13 protein-coding genes and 1 pseudogene are annotated in these 17,444 nt (G+C 70.2%); 10 read left to right on the top strand and 4 right to left on the bottom strand.

Annotated features, from left to right (window positions below):
• The first annotated feature begins 54 nt into the window (after positions 1 to 54).
• The 5 genes from AC1G9L_RS20590 to AC1G9L_RS20570 all read left to right on the top strand — a co-directional run bounded on the left by AC1G9L_RS20590 (position 55) and on the right by AC1G9L_RS20570 (position 5,928).
• Complete coding sequence (locus AC1G9L_RS20590) at positions 55 to 2,010, top strand: alpha/beta hydrolase family protein (RefSeq protein WP_481069849.1); 1,956 nt, start codon at positions 55 to 57, stop codon at positions 2,008 to 2,010.
• Positions 2,011 to 2,088: 78 nt separating this feature from the next.
• The gene (locus AC1G9L_RS20585) at positions 2,089 to 2,730 is read left to right on the top strand and encodes a ubiquinone biosynthesis accessory factor UbiJ (RefSeq protein ID WP_010340080.1); all 642 of its coding nucleotides are present in this window, start codon (positions 2,089 to 2,091) and stop codon (positions 2,728 to 2,730) included.
• Positions 2,727 to 4,385 (top strand): ubiquinone biosynthesis regulatory protein kinase UbiB, encoded by a 1,659-nt coding sequence (ubiB, locus tag AC1G9L_RS20580; protein WP_010340081.1) that lies wholly within the window; start codon positions 2,727 to 2,729, stop codon positions 4,383 to 4,385. The genes AC1G9L_RS20585 and ubiB overlap by 4 nt, the downstream gene beginning before the upstream one ends.
• Positions 4,370 to 4,987 carry a class I SAM-dependent methyltransferase gene (locus AC1G9L_RS20575; protein WP_019801002.1) on the top strand — a complete coding sequence of 206 codons (618 nt, stop codon included), beginning with the start codon at positions 4,370 to 4,372 and terminating at the stop codon, positions 4,985 to 4,987. Before ubiB ends, AC1G9L_RS20575 begins: the two co-directional genes overlap by 16 nt.
• Before the next feature lie 95 nt (positions 4,988 to 5,082).
• The gene (locus AC1G9L_RS20570; RefSeq protein ID WP_481069848.1) at positions 5,083 to 5,928 is read left to right on the top strand and encodes a pseudouridine synthase; all 846 of its coding nucleotides are present in this window, start codon (positions 5,083 to 5,085) and stop codon (positions 5,926 to 5,928) included.
• Between the two features lie 123 nt (positions 5,929 to 6,051).
• Here the strand turns inward: AC1G9L_RS20570 and AC1G9L_RS20565 are convergent, their stop codons facing one another.
• A complete protein-coding gene (locus tag AC1G9L_RS20565) occupies positions 6,052 to 6,576 on the bottom strand; it encodes a DUF2059 domain-containing protein (RefSeq protein ID WP_019801000.1) in 525 nt (174 codons plus the stop codon).
• A 161-nt stretch (positions 6,577 to 6,737) separates the two neighbouring features.
• Between AC1G9L_RS20565 and arfB the strand changes: the two genes are divergently transcribed.
• Positions 6,738 to 7,169, top strand: a complete 432-nt coding sequence (gene arfB, locus AC1G9L_RS20560) for an alternative ribosome rescue aminoacyl-tRNA hydrolase ArfB (RefSeq protein WP_017907723.1) — start codon at positions 6,738 to 6,740, stop codon at positions 7,167 to 7,169.
• 51 nt (positions 7,170 to 7,220) lie between these two features.
• Complete coding sequence (locus tag AC1G9L_RS20555) at positions 7,221 to 7,775, top strand: lysophospholipid acyltransferase family protein (protein WP_019800999.1); 555 nt, start codon at positions 7,221 to 7,223, stop codon at positions 7,773 to 7,775.
• Positions 7,776 to 8,141: 366 nt separating this feature from the next.
• Here the strand turns inward: AC1G9L_RS20555 and AC1G9L_RS20550 are convergent, their stop codons facing one another.
• From AC1G9L_RS20550 to AC1G9L_RS20540, 3 genes are all read right to left on the bottom strand, one after another.
• Positions 8,142 to 11,177: a TonB-dependent receptor gene (locus AC1G9L_RS20550; RefSeq protein WP_481069847.1), complete on the bottom strand. Its 3,036-nt coding sequence runs from the start codon at positions 11,175 to 11,177 to the stop codon at positions 8,142 to 8,144.
• A 114-nt stretch (positions 11,178 to 11,291) separates the two neighbouring features.
• On the bottom strand, positions 11,292 to 12,338 hold the full coding sequence (locus AC1G9L_RS20545) for a FecR family protein (RefSeq protein WP_481069846.1): 1,047 nt from the start codon (positions 12,336 to 12,338) through the stop codon (positions 11,292 to 11,294).
• Positions 12,319 to 12,891 carry an RNA polymerase sigma factor gene (locus AC1G9L_RS20540; protein ID WP_010343761.1) on the bottom strand — a complete coding sequence of 191 codons (573 nt, stop codon included), beginning with the start codon at positions 12,889 to 12,891 and terminating at the stop codon, positions 12,319 to 12,321. Before AC1G9L_RS20540 ends, AC1G9L_RS20545 begins: the two co-directional genes overlap by 20 nt.
• Here AC1G9L_RS20540 and AC1G9L_RS20535 point away from each other — a divergent pair.
• The 3 genes and pseudogenes from AC1G9L_RS20535 to dcp all read left to right on the top strand — a co-directional run.
• A pseudogene (locus tag AC1G9L_RS20535) lies at positions 12,802 to 13,764 on the top strand (cyanophycinase); the annotation flags it as partial. The gene AC1G9L_RS20540 and the pseudogene AC1G9L_RS20535 sit on opposite strands and share 90 nt — an antisense overlap.
• A 264-nt stretch (positions 13,765 to 14,028) precedes the next feature.
• Positions 14,029 to 14,994: an isoaspartyl peptidase/L-asparaginase family protein gene (locus AC1G9L_RS20530; RefSeq protein WP_481071206.1), complete on the top strand. Its 966-nt coding sequence runs from the start codon at positions 14,029 to 14,031 to the stop codon at positions 14,992 to 14,994.
• Between the two features lie 216 nt (positions 14,995 to 15,210).
• Entirely contained in the window at positions 15,211 to 17,370 is a 2,160-nt protein-coding gene (gene dcp, locus AC1G9L_RS20525; protein ID WP_019800217.1) for a peptidyl-dipeptidase Dcp, read from the top strand.
• Positions 17,371 to 17,444: the final 74 nt, after the last annotated feature.

The following is a 17,444-nucleotide window of genomic DNA, read 5'->3' as shown; positions in this document are numbered from 1 at the left end:
CGTTTCGCCCGGCGCTTGTCACCATCTTCCGCTCAGGGGACAGGGGCGGATCGAATGCGAGCGTGGATCGTGTGGGCAGGCCTTGCGCTTGCGGGGAGCGCGTGCGCGCAGGTGGCGCCGGTGGACTTGGCGCCGTATCTGCAGCGCGACCAGTTCGACCGGGTCAAGATCTCCCCGACCGGCGCCTATTACACGGTCATCGCACCGCTCGAGGACCGCACCGTGCTGGCGGTGATTCGGCGCAGCGACAAGCAGGTCTCGGCCAAGATCATGGGCCAGGCCGATTCGGTGGTGCACGACTACTGGTGGGCCAGCGACGAGCGCATCGTGGTGTCGATGGCCGAGCGCCTGGGTGCACTGGACCGTCCGGTGGCGATCGGCCAGCTGCATGCCATCGACGCCGACGGCAAGAATGCGCGCTTGCTGGCCAGCCCCTACGGGCTCAACGACAGCGTCAACGGCGTCACCTACAAGGCCGGCCTGGACCCGTCGGTGTTCATGCTCGACACCTTGCCGGACGACCCGCGCGCGGTGCTGGTGTCGGTGGTGGAGCAGACCAAGGACCCCACCGTGCATGTGGACAGGCTCGACATCTACAACCACCGGCGCACGCCGGTGGCACGCGCGCCGGTGGCGCGTGCGGACTTCGTCACCGACCATGGCGGCCACGTGCGCTTCGCGCAGGGTGCCGAGACCGGCAGCAACACCAACAAGCTTTTCTACCGCAACGACGACGGCAGTCCCTGGAAGCTGATCAACGACGAGGCCAGCAGCGGGCATCGCAGCTTCCCGCTCGGCTTTTCCGCGGACGACAGGATCGCCTACCTGCAGGTGGAGCAGGCCGAGGGGCCCGATGCTGTGGTGGCATGGGATCCGCAGAGCGAACGCGCCACGCCGCTGCTGCGCGATGCGAAGGTCGATCCCTACCAGGTGCTGCGCGACCTGGACGGCCGCACCCCGATCGGCGTGTCGTTCATGAGCGACCGCGTGCACAACCGCTTCTTCGATGAGACCGTGCCGACGGCACGGCTGTACCGCGCGCTGGAGCAGGCCTTCAACGGCGATGCGGTGTTCATCACCTCCGCCACTGCCGATCGGCGCCTGCTGATGCTCTATGTGTGGAGCGATCGCAACAACGGCGATTATTTTCTGTTCAATACCGCCGATAAATCGGCCAAGCGGGTCTTCAGCCGGCGCGAATGGTTCGTGCCGGAGCGGATGCCGTCGACCCGCGAGGTGGCGTTCAAGGCCAGGGATGGCATGGCCCTGCATGGCTATCTCACCCTGCCGCTGCAGGCGCCGGCCGGCAAGCCGCTGCCGATGGTGTTGCTGCCGCATGGCGGGCCGTTCGGCCTCTTCGATGGCTGGGAGTTCGACGACGATGCGCAGGTGCTGGCCGCGGCCGGCTACGCGGTGTTGCGGGTGAACTACCGCGGCTCCGGCAATTACGGCCGCGCCTATACCCAGGCCGGCGCGCGGGAGTGGGGCGGGCGCATGCAGGACGATCTCACCGATGCCACCCGTTGGGCGATCGACCAGGGCATCGCCGATGGCGCGCGCATCTGCATCTATGGCGCCAGCTACGGCGCCTATGCCGCGCTGATGGGCGCGGCGAAGGAGCCGGACCTTTACCGCTGTGCGGCCGGCTACGTCGGCGTCTACGACCTGGAGACGATGTACCGCGACCAGGCCAGGTACGCGCGCTGGACCAAGGCCTGGGCCGGCGACTGGCTGGGCGAACGCGACAGCCTGGCGGCGCGGTCGCCGGTCAATCTGGCCGCGCGCATCCGCGTGCCGGTGTTCCTGGCGGCCGGCGGCAAGGACGAGCGTGCGCCGATCGAACACACCGAGCGCATGGAGAAGGCGTTGAAGAAGGCTGGGGTGCCGGTGGAGTCGTTGTATTTCCCCAACGAGGGCCACGGCTTCTATACCGAGCCGCACCGGCGTGCCTACTACACGCAGTTGCTGGCGTTCCTGAGCAAGCACCTGGGCGGCGCGCAGGCGCAGTAGCGGCGCGCGGCGCAGCGGGCGGGAATCTGTCTCGCCCCGCGCACGGCCTTGCGACGTGTCTGCCGCTAGAATGCGGGGATGTCTGGATCCCCCCTCGATGCTCTCAAGCCCCTGGCCGGCCGCGCGCTGGAAGCGGCGCTCAATCGCGCGCTGGCGCTGGACCCGGAAACCGGCGAGGCCCTGCGCGACCTCGATGGCCAGCGCGTGGCGCTGACCCTGGAGGCGCCGGCGCTGGCCCTGCAGATCCGCGTCGACGGCACGCAGTTGCGGGTCGGTCCGGTGGATCCGGCGCAGGAGCCGGAGCTGGCGGTGCGCAGCACCCTCGGCGGCCTGCTCGCGCAGTTGCCGTTCCTGGCCCAGGCGCGGCGCACCGGCGGCCCCGGCGGGCGGGTGCGGGTCTCCGGCGATGCCGAACTGGCGCGGCGCCTGCAGCAGTTGGCGACGCGCTTCGACCCGGACTGGCAGCGGCCGTTCGTGCAGGTGTTCGGCGAGGTGCTCGGCGTGCAGGTGGCCAACACCGCGCGCTCGGCCCTGCAGCAGGCCCGGCGCAGTGCGCAGGACCTGGCGCAGAGCGCGGCCGAGTACGTGACCGAGGAGTCGCGCGACGTGGTCGCGCGCGCCGAACTGGAGGCCTTCTACGACGACGTCGACGTGCTGCGCGACGACATCGAACGCCTGGCCGCGCGCGTGGCGCGGCTGCAGCCGGAGCGCGGCGCATGAAGGCGATGTTCCGCGCCAGCCGCATCGGCCGGGTGATCCTGCGCTACCGCCTGGACGACCTGCTCGACGGCACCCCGGCCGAGCGTTGGTTGCGCCTGGCCAAGCCGTTCGTGCCGCGCGCCAGCCCCGACATCGCCGCGCAGTCGCGCGGCGCCCGGCTGCGCTTGGCGCTGCAGGACCTTGGGCCGATCTTCGTCAAGTTCGGGCAGATCCTCTCCACCCGCCGCGATCTGATGCCGCCGGACGTGGCCGAGGAACTGACCCTGCTGCAGGACCGGGTGCGCCCGTTCGACGGCGAGGCGGCGCGGCGCATCGTCGAGCAGGCGCTGGGGCGGCCGATCGCGGTGGCCTTCGCCAGCTTCGACACCGAGCCGCTGGCCTCGGCCTCGATCGCGCAGGTGCACGCGGCGACGCTGCACGACGGCCGCGAAGTGGTGGTCAAGGTGCTGCGCCCGGACATCGAGCGGCAGATCGACGCCGACATCGCCTTGCTGAAATCGGCCGCCGCGCTGGTCGAACGCACCCATCCGCGCGCCGACAAGATCCGCCCGCGCGAGGTGGTGGCCGAGATCGAGACCACCCTGGCCGCGGAGCTGGACCTGCAGCGCGAGGGCGCCAACGCCAGCGTGCTGCGCCGCTTCTGGCTGCACTCGGACGATCTGTACGTGCCGGAGGTGATCTGGACCCACACCGCCGAGCGCGCGCTGACCCTGGAGCGGGTGCGCGGCATCCCCTCCGACGACATCGCCTCGCTGGACGCCGCCGGCATCGACCGCCGCGCGCTGGCGGCCAAGGGCGTGCGGGTGTTCTACACCCAGGTGTTCCGCGACAACTTCTTCCACGCCGATGCGCACGCCGGCAACATCTGGGTCGACAGCGACCCGGCGCGGCGCGACAACCCGCGCTTCATCGCGCTGGACTTCGGCATCATGGGCCAGCTCTCGCAGGAAGATCAGTACTACCTGGCCGAGAACTTCATGGCCATCTTCAACAAGGACTACCGGCGCATGGCCGAGCTGCACGTGGAGGCCGGCTGGATGCCCGCCAACGTGCGCATCGACGAGCTGGAGGCGGCGGCGCGCTCGGTGTGCGAGCCGTACTTCACCCGGCCGCTTTCGCAGATCTCGCTGGCCGAGGTGCTGATCAAGCTGTTCCGCGTGGCCCAGCGCTACCAGCTGACCCTGCAGCCGCAGTTGATCCTGCTGCAGAAGACCCTGCTCAACATCGAAGGCGTCGGCCGCCAGCTCGACCCGGAACTGGACATCTGGGCGGTGGCGCGGCCGGTGCTCGAACGCATCCTGATCGAACGCTACAGCCCGCAACGCGCGCTGCACGAACTGCGCAAGCGCCTGCCGGAGATCATGACCCATGCGCCGGACATGCCGCGGCTGATCCACGGCTGGCTGCGCCAGCAGGTCGAGGGCCGGCACGAACTGTCGATGCGCTCGCGCGACCTGTTCGAACTCAACCTGCTGGTGCGGCGCATGCAGCGGCGGGTGGTGGCGGCGATCGCCGGCGTCGGCCTGCTCACCGTGGCCACGCTGTTGTACGCGCTCGACGCCGGCGGCCCGCAGTTGGGCGGGGTGTCGCTGTGGGCCTGGATCAGCGGCGGCGCCGGCACGGCGGCCCTGCTGTCGGCGTGGTGGCGGCGCTGAGCACGACCGTGCTCGACCGCGCGCACCTGCAGGCGGTGCGCGATGCGCTTGGCGCGGAAGGTCCGCGCCACGATGCCGGCCAGGCCGAGCGTGCGCAGCGCCTGCTCAACATCACCCCGGAAACCGGCGAACTGCTGGCGGTCCTGGTGCGCGCCACGGGTGCGCAGCGGGTGCTGGAGATCGGCACGTCCAATGGCTATTCCACCCTGTGGCTGGCCGAGGCCGCGGCGGCGCTGGATGGCCGCGTGACCACGCTGGAATACGGCGCGCACAAGATCGCGCTGGCGCAACGCAACTTCGCCCACGCCGGCGTGGAGGGCTGTGTCGACCTGGTCCACGCCGATGCCGGCGCGTGGCTGGCCGATGCGGGGTCGGCCACGTTCGACCTGGTGTTCCTGGACGCCGAGCGCACGCTGTATTGCGACTGGTGGCCGCAACTGCGCCGGGTGCTGCGGCCGGGTGGGCTGCTGGTGGTGGACAACGCGCTGTCGCATGCGGCGGAGATGGCGCCGTTCGCCGCGCTGCTGCAGGCCGATGGGGCGTTCACCTGCACCACGCTGCCGGTCGGCAATGGCGAACTGCTGGCGGTCAAGGACGCGTAGCGTCGGCGTTGGCAGGTGCGTCTGCGGGTGACAGTGGACATACGCCACAGCGACACGTCATCCAGGCGCGGCATCCCGGTCGCGGATCCGCCGCGATGCAGGCATCTCCGTGTCGGATCGTGCCGACGCATCGCGCGTCTGGACGCAGCCATGCGACGCGCATTGTGGCGCGCCGATGCGGCACGGATAATCCGCAGGTGAATACCGCCGAAGCCCCTTTGCAGATCCTCTACCAGGACGCGCTGCTCGCCGTGGTCGACAAGCCCGCCGGGCTGATGGTCCACGACAGCAAGCTCGCCCGCGGCGAGGACGATTTCCTCGCTGATCGCCTGCGTGCGCAGTTGGGCCGGCCGATCTTCCTGGTGCACCGGCTCGACCGCGCCACCAGCGGCTGCCTGCTGCTGGCCTTCGACCGCGACACTGCCAGTGCGCTGGGCAAGGCGCTGATGGGGGGCGAGGTGGACAAGGACTACCTGGCGATCTGCCGCGGCTGGCCGGCCGAAGACCGTTTCGACGTCGACCACGACCTCGACGGCGGCCCCGGCAAGCCGCTGAAGAAACCGGCGCAGACCCGCTTCGCGCGCCTGGCCTGCGGCGAACTGCAGGTACCGTCGGGCGAATTCGCCACCTCGCGTTATGCGCTGCTGCGCTGCAGTCCGGTGACCGGACGCTTCCGCCAGATCCGCCGCCATCTCAAGCATCTGTCGCATCACCTGATCGGCGACACCAGCCACGGCGATGGCCGCCACAACCGCATCTTCCGCATGCAGGGCGTGCACCGCATGCTGCTGCACGCCGAACGCCTGGCGTTTCCGCATCCGGACGGACGCCGGATCGCGGTGACCGCGCCGCTGGATGCGGAGTTCGTGCGGGCGTTCGGGTTGTTCGGGTGGGATCCTGCGCCTTGGCGGGTGGATGCCGCCGGCAGTACGTCCGAATAAGGGCAGGCGGCGCGCCGCATGGCCGGTGTGGCAGCGGCGACGTCGAGGCACCACGAATAACGACGGAAGCCTCCTGTAGGCACGGCTGAAGCCGCACCTACGACGCGCAAAGCCAGCGCTGTGTTACCTGGCCGGCGGCGCGTTGACCGTCTGCTCCAGGTCCTTCTGCAGGTCGGCGAACAGCGGGGTCATCTTCTGCTGGATCGCGCCCATCAGGTTCTGCATCAGCTGCGGGGTCTTGTCGAGCAGGCTCTGGCCGGCCGGGCTCTCGTAGAACTCGGCCATCGCCAGCACGTCCTGCCTGGAGAAGGTCTGCTTGTACAGGTTGACGTAGAGCGGACGCATCTCCTGCCACGACAGCGCCTTGCGCACGGTGGCCTGGGTGCGCTCCTGGATCTGCTGCAGCTTCTGCTGCTGGGCGGCGTCGAGCGGGTGCTGCGCGGTGAGCTGGGCGAACTGCTGGCGCTGCATCGCCTCGATCTGCGGCAGCATGGTGTCGAGCATGTTCTGCGCGCGCGAGGCCGACAGCAGGCGGTTGACGTCGGCATCGGTGGGCGGCTCGGCCAGCGCCGGGAGGGCGGCCAGGGCCAGCAGCAGGGCCAGCAGCAGGCGCTGCGGCCAACGGAAGAAGCGCGGAGTCGGGGACATGGAGCATCCTGCAGAACGATGACCGGCGGCCAGAATACGGCAATCGCCGCGCCGCCGCCGGCTGCGGGGACGCGCGACCGGCCGGCGTCCGCTCCCTGGCTCGTTCAGGCGGCACCGACGCGGAAACCGGGCGGTCCGGCGAATACCCTACAATCCGCGCCATGGGTAACGGGGCCATCCACATCTCGAGCAGCCTGACGATTCCGGAAGACGAAATCGTCGAGCGCTTCGTGCGCGCCAGCGGCGCCGGCGGGCAGAACGTCAACAAGGTCGCCACCGCGGTCGAGTTGCGCTTCGACCTGGCCGGCTCGCCGTCGCTGCCGGAGCCGCTGCGTGCGCGCCTGCTGGCGCGGCGCGACCGCCGCATCACCGCCGACGGCGTGCTGGTGATCGATGCACAGCGCTTCCGTACCCAGGACCGCAACCGCGACGATGCGCGCCAGCGCCTGGCCGAGTTCATCGCCGCCGGGCTGTCGGTGCCGAAGCGGCGCATCGCCACCAAACCCTCGCACGGCGCCAAGTTGCGACGCCTGGATGCCAAGCGCGAGCGCAGCCAGATCAAACGCGGCCGCTCGCCCGGCCGCTGGGAGTGACTTTTGACCGAACGCGATTACCGCCTGCCCGCAGCGCCCCCGAACATCCCGATGGTCAAGCCCAGCCGCTTCATGCGCTGGCTCGGCCGCACCGCCTTGCGGCTGACCGGCTGGCGGGTGGTGGGCGAGTTTCCCAACGTGCCCAAGCTGGTGATGATCGTCGCCCCGCATTCGTCCAACTGGGACGGATTCCTGGGCTTCGCGGTCAAGTTCGCGGTCGGCTTCGAGGTGCGCGTGCTGGGCAAGACCCAGTTGTTCTGGTGGCCGCTGGGACCGCTGCTGCGCAAGCTCGGCGGCATCCCGCTGGACCGCAAGTCGCCGCGCGGGGTGGTGGAACAGGCGGTGGCGCTGATCCGCGGCGCCGAACGCATGTGGTACGTGATCACGCCGGAGGGCACGCGCAAGCGCGTGGAGAAGTGGAAGACCGGCTTCTGGAAGATCGCCCACGGCGCGCAGGTGCCGATTTTCCCGGTGTACTTCGACTATCCCAGCCGCACCGTCGGCCTCGGCGAGGTGGTGTGGACCAGCGAGGACATGCAGGCCGACATCGCCGCGATCCGCGAATGGTACCGGCCGTGGCGCGGCAAGCATCGCGATACGCTGTGACGGGCCGCGGCGGCTGACGGCGGCGCGCATCCGCCGTTTTATCCAACGGCACCAACCGATGCCGTAGGAGCGGCTTCAGTCGCGAGCGGGACATCGGGAAAGCGCCGGTCGCGGCTGAAGCCGCTCCTACGGTGCATGGGGCAGGCGCCGTTGTGGGAGGGATTCAGTCCCGACGCAGGAAGGCGCCTAATGGTTTGGGGCTTCATTCGTCGCGGCTGAAGCCGCTCCCACAAATGCGGCGCAGCATCGTCGGAGGGCTGCACTGTGGGAGTGACTTCAGTCTCGACGACGGACGGTATCAGCCGACCATTCGCTTTCGCTCGTCGCGGCTGACGCCGCTCCCACATGCAGGCTTCGCTTCCGGCGCTACAACGCGCTGCCGCCGAACTTCTGCGTGTATTGCAGGTACACACTGCGGCCCACGGTGTCGAACCAGGACACGTCGTAGTACGGATACGACGTATAGGTGCGGTCGTGCGGCGGCATCGTGTCGAACAGGTTGGTCACCGTCAGCGACAGCTGCGCGTGGTCGGTGAAGCGGTACTGCAGCGAGGCGTTGTAGCGGTAGGTGGCGCCGATCCACGGGCTGTCGCCGCTCTCCGGGTCGTAGACCTGGTCGTAGGAATCGGAACTCGGCAGCCGTCCCAGGCGCTCGCCGTGCAGCGTCGCGGTCCAGGCGTTGCGCTCCCACGACACGCTGGCGCTGGCCTTGGTGCGCGGGATGTCGTAGCCGCTGTTGACCGCGAACTCGTCCACCATCGCTTCGCCGGCGTACACCTGGATGTCGTGGCGGCGCACCCAGGTGTAGTTGCCGCTCAGGCGGAAGGTGCCGATGCCGGTGTCGAGGCGGTACTGCGCGCTCAGGTCGATGCCGTTGGTGCGTTCGCGGGCGATGTTGATCGGGTTGACGTAGACCCCGTACAGGCGCCCGTCGGCGCTGCGGGTGACCCGCGCCAGCGCCTGCTGGCAGGTGGTGGAGGTGGCCTGCAGCACGCCGAGCCGGCAGTCGGCCTCGTCGCGCAGCACCTGGTCCACGCGCAGGTCCTGCACCTGGTCGCGCATGTCGATGTCGAAGTAGTCCAGCGACAGGTCCAGGTCCGCCAGCGGCGACCACACCAGGCCGGCGGTCCACGAGGTGCTGTTCTCCGGGTTCAGCGCGCGGTTGCCGCTGCGGCCGCGGATCAGCGCTTCCTCGTTGTAGCTGCAGTCCTGGATCGCCACGCCCGGTTCCTCGCTGGCGCAGCGGTAGTAGTCCACGCCGGTGGTCTCGTCGTTGCCCGGGCCGGCATACACGTAGTGCAGGTCGGGCGCGCGGAACGCGGTGCCGTAGGAGCCGCGCACCAGCAGCGACTGCACCGGCCGCCATTCCAGGCCGCCGCTGTAGGTGAACTTGCCCAGCGAGCGCCCGGCGAAACGGTACTGGTCGTAGCGCCCGGCCAGGCTCAGCGACACCGTCGACAGCACCGGCAGGCGCAGTTCGCTGGCCAGCGCCCAGCGGTTGCGGTTGCCGTGGCCGTCGGAATCCTTCCAGCTGTAGTAGTAGTACTGCGTGGCCAGCGGATCCGGGCGCAGGTTATAGCTCTGGCTGCCGAACTCGGCGGTCGCGGACATGCCGGCATCGCCGCCGGGCAGGGAGAACAGTGCGGTGTTGGTGGCGGTGAAGGCGAGGGTGTCGGTGCGCGAGCGCGGCTGGTACACCGTGCGCTGGGCGATGCTGTCGTACTCGGCGCGGCTCAGCGGCGTGTACAGGCGCTGCGGGTCGGCGTCGAAGATCGGCAGCCCCGAGTCGTCGTCCACGCCCAGCTGGGGGCCGAGGAACAGCGCGTTGGCGCGCGCGGCGACGATCTGCGGCCAGCTGATGGTGGCCTGGTACTGCGAGTGGCTGAGGCTGGTCTCGTAGTCCCAGTCCGCGCCGAGGTGGCCCTTGAACCCGGTGGTGATGCTGAAGGTCTTCTGCCGGGTGCGGATGGTGCCGGCAGTCAGTCCGCCCATCTCCTCCGGGCTGAACTGGCGGCCCCAGGCTTCGACCTGGCCGGTGGCCTGATTGTAGAAATAGCCTTCCTCGTTGCCGTCCGGGGCCATGTAGCCCCACTGGGTCACGTCGCGGAACAGCGAAAGCTCGTGGTAGCCCAGTTGCACGTCGGCGAACCACTCGCTGCCGTTGTCGAAGGCGTAGCGCAGCGAGGCGTAACCGTTGAGGCCGCGGCGCTTGTTGGTGATGGTGCCGTAGCCGATCGAGGCGCTGCTGCCGCAGAACGCGCCGTAGCCCGGACGCGTGGCGTAGCCGGTGCTGCCGCCGTTGAGCGCGGACACCGCCGCGCAGGTGTCCGCGCCAGGGTCGAGATAGTTGTCGTCATAGTCGGTGCGCAGGAAGGTGCGCCGCGGCACCTGCGAGCGTGCGGTGGGACCGTCCAGGGTGCTGTTCTGGCGGCTGCGCTGGTAGGCCCACAGCGGCGTCTGCGACACCAGCTCGGCGCCGAACACCGCATCGAAGTTGCCGCGCGACCAGCCGCTGCTGAGGCTGAGGTTGAAGCTCTCGCCGCCGCCGCGGGTGGTGTCGCCGAAACGGTAGTCCAGCGTGGTGCCGTCGGCGTGCTTCTTGAGGATGAAGTTGACCACGCCGGAGATCGCGTCCGAGCCGTAGATCGCCGAGGCGCTGCCGGTCAGGATCTCGATGCGGTCGATCATGCCCAGCGGGATGTTGGAGATGTCGGTGAAGTTGCTGCGGCCCTTGAACGGCATCGGGAAGTCGGCGATGCGGCGGCCGTTGACCAGCACCAGGGTGTGGTTGGGGCCGAGTCCGCGCAGGTCCACCTGCTGCGCGCCGGGCGAGAAGTCCGCACCGCTGGCCGACTGCGGGCTCTGCGTCTCGCCGCCGTTCTGGGTCATCGCGCGCAGCACGTCCGGCACCGAGGTGAAGCCGTTGGCCTTGATCTGCTCGGCGCTGATCACGCTGATCGGCGCCGGGCCTTCCACCTGCGTGCGCGGGATGCGCGAACCGGTGACGCGCAGGGTCTCCAGTTGCGCCACCGGGGCGTCGGCCGTGGTGGCCGGCGCCGGCGCGGCGGCACGGGCCGGCTGCGCGCGGGCCGGGACCGGCTCCTGGCGCCGCACCAGCCACGCACCGGAGGGGTCGCGCTGGGCGACGAAACCGCTACCGCGCAGCACCTGCTGCAACGCCTGTGCGGTATCCAGTTGGCCGTGCGCGCCACCGCTGCGGGCCTGGCCCAGTTGGTCGGCGCGGTAGAGCAGTTGCGCGCCGGATTGCCGCGCCAGCGTGTCCAGCGCCGCACGCAGCGGGCCGGCGGGGATGTCCACCGTGCCGGTGGCGGCCACGGCAGCGGGTTGCGCCTGCGCCGCACAGGCGCTCGCACAGGCCATGCTCAGCAGCAGGGCACGCATCGGATACCGCATCGAGTTTTCTCCCCAAACGGGCGCGGAGCGCGCCTCCGTAGCTCCAGGACGAACGAGACCGGCAAATCCCCCCGCCATCGCGCCTGGCCGGCGCGCGGCGGCTCACCGGCTGTGCAACAGCACCGTGTCGCCGCGGCGTTCGGCGCGGATCGGGAACCCCTGTTCGAGCAGGCGCACGAAGGCGTCGACATTGGACCAGCGCACGTTGCCGCCGACCCGCAACGCCGCGGCGCCGGCATCGGCGACCTGCAGCTTGACCGTGTTGTAGCGATTGAACTCGGCCACCGCCGCCTGCAGCGGGGTGTCGTCGAAACTCAGGTAGCCGCTGCGCCAGTCCAGCACGCGCTCGGCCTCGGCCAGCGCCACCCGCCGCACCAACACCCCGTGCGGGCCGGCCTGGGCGATGCTGCCGGCGTGCAGCAGCAGCGGCGGCGCCTGCGGCGCGCCGGCCGATTCCAGCCGCACCGTGCCTTCGGTGACCACCACGCGCAGCGCATCGGCCTCGCGCCGCACCGCGAAGCGCGTGCCCACCGCCACCACCCGGCGCGCGCCGCTGTCGACCACGAACGGCCGGCCCGGATCCTTGCTCACCGCGAAGAACGCTTCGCCGCGCTGCAGGTCGATGCGCCGCTGCGCGCGCGACAGCGCCACCGCGATGCGGCTGTCGCTGCTCAGCGTGGCCTGCGAACCATCGGCCAGGGCCACCGGGCGCAGCTGGCCGGTGACGCTGGCGTAGGCGGTGGGAACCGGTTCGACCGCATGGCGCCAGAGCAGGGACAGCACCGCGACTCCCAGCACTGCCGCGGCCAGTGCGGCCGGCCAGCGCCGTCGCGGCCGTGCGCGCGGGCGTGGGGCGAAGCGCAGGCCGCGCAGGTCCGGTGCGGTCGAGGTCGCCGGCGCGACCACGCGGCCGCCCAGGCCCTGCCAGCGCCCGCGTTCGGGCACCTGCCCGTCGCGCTGGCCCGCGCCCAGCGCCTGCAGGCGCCCGCTCTCCTGCCAGGCGGCCTGCAGGCGCAGGAACGCCACCCGGTGCGCGGTGGCCGCGGCCAGCCACGCGTCCAGGCGCGCCTGCCGTGCGTCGGTCCAGTCGCCGCGGTCGCGCCGCGCCAGCCAGGCCGCCGCACGCGCCTCAATCCACCTGTTGTCCATCGCGTGCCCGCGCCTGCAACGGCTTCGCCGGCGCCGCCGCGCCCTCGTCGCCATGGAAATGATCGGCCAGCAGGCGCATGCCGCGGGCCACCTGCTTCTCCACGCTCTTCTCGCTGATTCCCAGGCGCACGGCCACCTCCTTCTGCGGCAGTTCCTCGACCCGCCGCAGCCAGACCACGCTGCGGCAGCGGTCCGGCAACCGGTCGAAGGCCGCCGCCAGCCGACCCAGCACCTGCCGTCCGCCGCACCAGCGTTCCGGCGACAGCTCGTCTATCAGGACGTGCATCGACTCCAGATCCCCCACCGCCTCGATCGACACCACCCGGTTGCGGCGCAGGCGGTCGGTCATCAGGTGCCGCGCGGTGGCGAACAGGAACGACTTGGGCAGGCTCGGCCGCGCCTTGCCGGCGGCCTCGTACACGCGCACGTAGATCTCCTGGCGCAGGTCGTGCCATTCCTCGCGATGCGGCCAGCAGCGCCGCAGGTAGCCGCTGAGCGCCTGCTCGTGGACCAGGATTTCTTGGACGAACCAATCGTCGAGGGAAGCGGACATGGATCCCACATTAGCCGATCGCCGGCGCGTGCGGGCAAGTGCCGCGCGGTCGAACATGGGAGGGTGAGACAGCGGGGGGAAACCTTGCCGCCGTTCGTCCCCTCTCAGCAACGAGCCGCACGCTCGCCTGCCCGCCCCGTTCCCGAGGAGATCCGCATGACCCGTTCCGTCGGCCTGTTCCGGCCCTGGCTCTCGCTGCTGCTGGGCCTGTGCCTGGCCACGCCCGCCGTCGCGCGCGATTACCGCCAGTACCTGGTCGGCGATCCGGCCGCGCCCACGCCCGGCCCGGTGTCGCCCGGTCTGCTGCTGATGGGGGGCGGCGACCGCAACTACGACGCGCTGCGCTGGTTCATGGCCAAGGCCGGGCACGGCCACGTGGTGGTGCTGCGCGCCTCGCAGGCGGGCGAGGTGGGCGAGGAGTTCTACCGCAAGGTCGGCGGCGTGGTCTCGGTGGAGACCTTCGTGTTCAGCGGCCGCGGCGCCTCCAGCGATCCGGCGTTGCTGCGCGCGCTGGCGCGCGCCGATGGCATCTTCATCGCCGGCGGCGACCAGTCGCGCTACGTGCGCTACTGGAAGAACACCCCGGTGGCCGACGCGCTGGACGCGCACGTGCGCGCCGGCAAGCCGCTGGGCGGCACCAGCGCCGGCCTGGCGATGCTGGGCGAGTACCTGTACGGCTCGATGGACGGCGGCAGCATCACCAGCCCGGCGGCGTTGGCCGACCCGCTGGGGCCGGCGGTCACCATCGAAACCGACTTCCTGCACCTGGACCTGCTCAAGCGGGTCATCACCGACACCCACTTCCGCGAGCGCGACCGCCTCGGCCGCCTGTTCGCGTTCCGCGCCAAGGCCGCCACGCTGGCGCCCAAGGGGGAACCGCTGATCGGCCTGGGCGTGGACGAGAGCGCCGCGGTGGCGGTGGAGGGCGACGGCACCGCGCGCGTCTATGCCACCGATCCGCAGGCCGTGGCCACCGTGGTCGCCGGGCCGTTGCAACCACCCACCCCGGCCGGGCAGCCGCTGCAGGCCGCGCGCATCGAGACCGTCGGCGTCGGCCCCGGCTCCACCCTGCACCTGCCCGACGGCCGCGTCGAGGCGCCGGTGTTCCACCGCTACTACGCGGTGCAGGACGGGCGCATGCGCGAGATTCCCGCCACCACCCTGGTGATTCATGGCGGCGCCGGCGTCGAGCGTGCCAGCAGCAGCGCCGCCGACCTGGCCGAGGCGCGCGCGGCGATGGAGCAGGCGCTGCGCACCGGGCAGGCGCTGTTGGCGCAGGGCAAGCCGGCGGTGGATGCGGTGGCCGCGGCGATCGCCGTGCTGGAGGATTCCCCGCAGTTCAACGCCGGCAAGGGTGCGGTGTTCACCCACGACGGCCGCAACGAACTGGACGCGGCGATCATGGACGGGCGCACCGGCAAGGCCGGCGCGGTGGCCGGCGTGCACCGGGTCAAGAACCCGATCGAACTGGCGCGCGCGGTGATGGACCAGTCCGAGCACGTGATGCTGGTCGGCGATGGTGCCGAGGTCTTCGCAAAGCAGCACGGCATCGCCCTGGTCGATCCGTCCTACTTCCGCACCGAGAAGCGCTGGCAGCAACTGCAGCAGGCGCTGAAGGAGGAGGCCAACAAGCAGGCGCACGCCGATCTGGAAACCGCCAAGCACTTCGGCACGGTCGGCGCGCTGGCGCTTGACCTGCAGGGCAACCTGGCCGCCGGCACCTCCACCGGCGGCATGACCAACAAGCGCTACGGCCGCGTCGGCGATTCGCCGATCATCGGCGCCGGCACCTTCGCCGACAGCCGCTGCGCGGTGTCCGGCACCGGCTGGGGCGAGTTCTACATCCGCGCGGTGGCCGCCTACGACATCTGTGCGCGGGTGAAGTACGCCGGGCAGAGCCTGGCCCAGGCCGCCGATGTGGTGATCGACCAGCAGATCCCCAAGGCCGGCGGCGACGGCGGCGCCATCGCGCTGGGCGCGGACGGCAGCGTGGCCTTCCCGTTCAACACCGAGGGCATGTACCGCGGCTGGATCGGCGCCGACGGCGTGCCGCACGTGGCCATCTTCAAGGACGAGGCGTTGCCGCTGCCCGGCGGGCAGTGAGCCCCGCGCGCCGGCGCGCCTGCGCGGTGCGCCGGCTGGCCTGAGAGTCGCGCTGCGGGCCCCGTGCTGGTGGCGCCGGCGCCCGGCCCGTGCCCGGCGATCTGTACGCCGGCTGGCTGCCGTGCCGGGCCGAGCCAATGGCACATGCCGCTGCCATCCAAACCCGGTAACGTGCACGGCTGTCTTGGCCCCAGGTCCTCTCAGGAGTTCCACCTCATGTCGCGTAACGTCGTTCTGGCCGCTGCCATCAGCTTGGCGCTGGCCGCCTGTTCCGGTAAGGAGTCCACCCCCGTGCCCGCCGCCCCCGCTGCTCCGGCCGCCGCGCAGCCCGCCGCCGCCGCTAACCCGCTGCTGACCCCGAGCACGCTGCCGTTCCAGGCGCCGCCGTTCGACAAGATCAAGGACAGCGACTACCTGCCGGCGTTCGAAGAAGGCATGAAGCAGCACCTGGCCGAGATCCGCAAGATCGCCGACAACCCGGAGCCGGCCACCTTCGCCAACACCCTGGAAGCGATGGAGCGCAGCGGCGAGACCCTGACCCGCGTGTCGCGCATCTTCTTCGGCCTGGTCCAGGCCGACACCAACGATGCCCGCCAGAAGATCCAGGAAGAGATGGCGCCCAAGCTGGCCGCGCACCAGGACGAGATCAGCCTGGATCCCAAGCTGTTCGCGCGCATCAAGAGCCTGTACGACCAGCGCGACACGCTGACCCTGGACCCGGAGCAGAAGCGCCTGGTCGAGTACGAATACCAGGAGTTCGTGCGTGCCGGCGCGCAGCTGTCCGACGCCGACAAGGCCACCCTGCGCAAGCTCAACGTCGAAGAGACCACCCTGGCCACGCAGTTCCACACCAAGCTGGTCGCGGCCACCGCCGCCGGCGCCGTGGTGGTGGACGACAAGGCCAAGCTCGACGGCATGTCCGACGGCGACATCGCCTCGGCCGCGCAGGACGCCACCGCGCGCAAGCTCGACGGCAAATACCTGCTGGCCCTGCAGAACACCACCCAGCAGCCGGTGCTGGCCTCGCTGAAGGACCGCGACCTGCGCCAGCAGGTGATGGCCGCCTCGCAGTCGCGCGCCGAGAAGGGCGACGCCAACGATACCCGCCAGACCGTGCAGCGCCTGGCGCAGCTGCGCGCGCAGAAGGCCAAGCTGCTCGGCTTCGACAGCTACGCCGCCTACAGCCTCAGCGACCAGATGGCCAAGACCCCGGATGCGGCGCTGAAGCTGCTCACCGACACCGTGCCCGCCGCCACCGCCAAGGCGCGCAGCGAAGCGGCCGAGATGCAGAAGGTGATCGACGCCCAGAAGGGCGGCTTCAAGCTCACCGCCGCCGACTGGGACTTCTACGCCGAGCAGGTGCGCAAGGCCAAGTACGACCTCGACGAAGCGCAGATCAAGCCGTACTTCGAACTGGACAACGTGCTGCAGAACGGCGTCTTCTACGCCGCCAACCAGCTCTACGGCCTCACCTTCAAGGAACGCACCGACATTCCCACCTACCACGACGGGATGAAGGTCTATGAAGTGTTCGACAAGGACGGCAAGTCGCTGGCGCTGTTCTATACCGACTACTTCAAGCGCGACAGCAAGTCCGGTGGCGCCTGGATGGACGAGTTCGTCGGCCAGAACGGCCTGACCGGCACCAAGCCGGTGGTCTACAACGTCTGCAACTTCACCAAGCCCGCCCCGGGCCAGCCGGCGCTGCTGAGCTTCGACGACGTCACCACCATGTTCCACGAGTTCGGCCATGCGCTGCACGGCATGTTCTCCAACGTGAAGTACCCGACCCTGGCCGGTACCTCCACTTCGCGCGACTTCGTCGAGTTCCCCTCGCAGTTCAACGAGCACTGGGCGTCGGATCCGAAGGTGTTCGCGCACTACGCCAAGCACTACCAGACCGGCGAGGCGATGCCGGCCGACCTGGTGGAGAAGATCAAGAAGTCGCGCACCTTCAACCAGGGCTACGCCACCACCGAGTACCTGTCGGCGGCGCTGCTCGACCTGTCCTGGCACACCCTGCCGGCCGACGCGCCGCTGCAGGACGTGGACAAGTACGAGGCCGACTCGCTGAAGAAGTACAAGGTGGACCTGGCCGAAGTGCCGCCGCGCTACCGCACCACCTATTTCGACCACATCTGGGGCGGCGGCTACTCGGCCGGCTACTACGCCTACTTCTGGTCGGAAGTGCTCGACGACGATGCGTTCCAGTGGTTCAAGGAGCACGGCGGCCTGACCCGCGCCAACGGCGACATCTTCCGCGACAAGATCCTCTCGCGCGGCAACACCGTCGACCTGGCCACCCTGTACCGCGACTTCCGCGGCAAGGACCCCAGCGTCGAGCCGCTGCTGGAGAACCGCGGCCTGAAGAACTGATCGGCGCTAAGCCGGTCATGGTGATCGAGAACGGGATGGCCTTGCGGCCATCCCGTTTTTTGTTGGGAGTTGAG

The sequence above is a fragment of the Xanthomonas sp. NCPPB 1132 genome (assembly GCF_056629235.1).
Note: the sequence above shows the minus strand (reverse complement) of the source record. Positions and strands in the feature narration are given on the sequence as shown.

Bases quoted from the DNA above. Each gene is read 5' to 3' on its own strand.
- AC1G9L_RS20590 (WP_481069849.1), top strand. From the start codon at position 55: ATGCGAGCGTGGATCGTGTGGGCAGGCCTTGCGCTTGCGGGGAGCGCG.
- AC1G9L_RS20585 (WP_010340080.1), top strand. From the start codon at position 2,089: ATGTCTGGATCCCCCCTCGATGCTCTCAAGCCCCTGGCCGGCCGCGCG.
- ubiB (WP_010340081.1), top strand. From the start codon at position 2,727: ATGAAGGCGATGTTCCGCGCCAGCCGCATCGGCCGGGTGATCCTGCGC.
- AC1G9L_RS20570 (WP_481069848.1), top strand. From the start codon at position 5,083: ATGCAGGCATCTCCGTGTCGGATCGTGCCGACGCATCGCGCGTCTGGA.
- AC1G9L_RS20565 (WP_019801000.1), bottom strand. From the start codon at position 6,576: ATGTCCCCGACTCCGCGCTTCTTCCGTTGGCCGCAGCGCCTGCTGCTG.
- arfB (WP_017907723.1), top strand. From the start codon at position 6,738: ATGGGTAACGGGGCCATCCACATCTCGAGCAGCCTGACGATTCCGGAA.
- AC1G9L_RS20555 (WP_019800999.1), top strand. From the start codon at position 7,221: ATGGTCAAGCCCAGCCGCTTCATGCGCTGGCTCGGCCGCACCGCCTTG.
- AC1G9L_RS20550 (WP_481069847.1), bottom strand. From the start codon at position 11,177: ATGCGTGCCCTGCTGCTGAGCATGGCCTGTGCGAGCGCCTGTGCGGCG.
- AC1G9L_RS20545 (WP_481069846.1), bottom strand. From the start codon at position 12,338: ATGGACAACAGGTGGATTGAGGCGCGTGCGGCGGCCTGGCTGGCGCGG.
- AC1G9L_RS20540 (WP_010343761.1), bottom strand. From the start codon at position 12,891: ATGTCCGCTTCCCTCGACGATTGGTTCGTCCAAGAAATCCTGGTCCAC.
- AC1G9L_RS20530 (WP_481071206.1), top strand. From the start codon at position 14,029: ATGCGCGAGATTCCCGCCACCACCCTGGTGATTCATGGCGGCGCCGGC.
- dcp (WP_019800217.1), top strand. From the start codon at position 15,211: ATGTCGCGTAACGTCGTTCTGGCCGCTGCCATCAGCTTGGCGCTGGCC.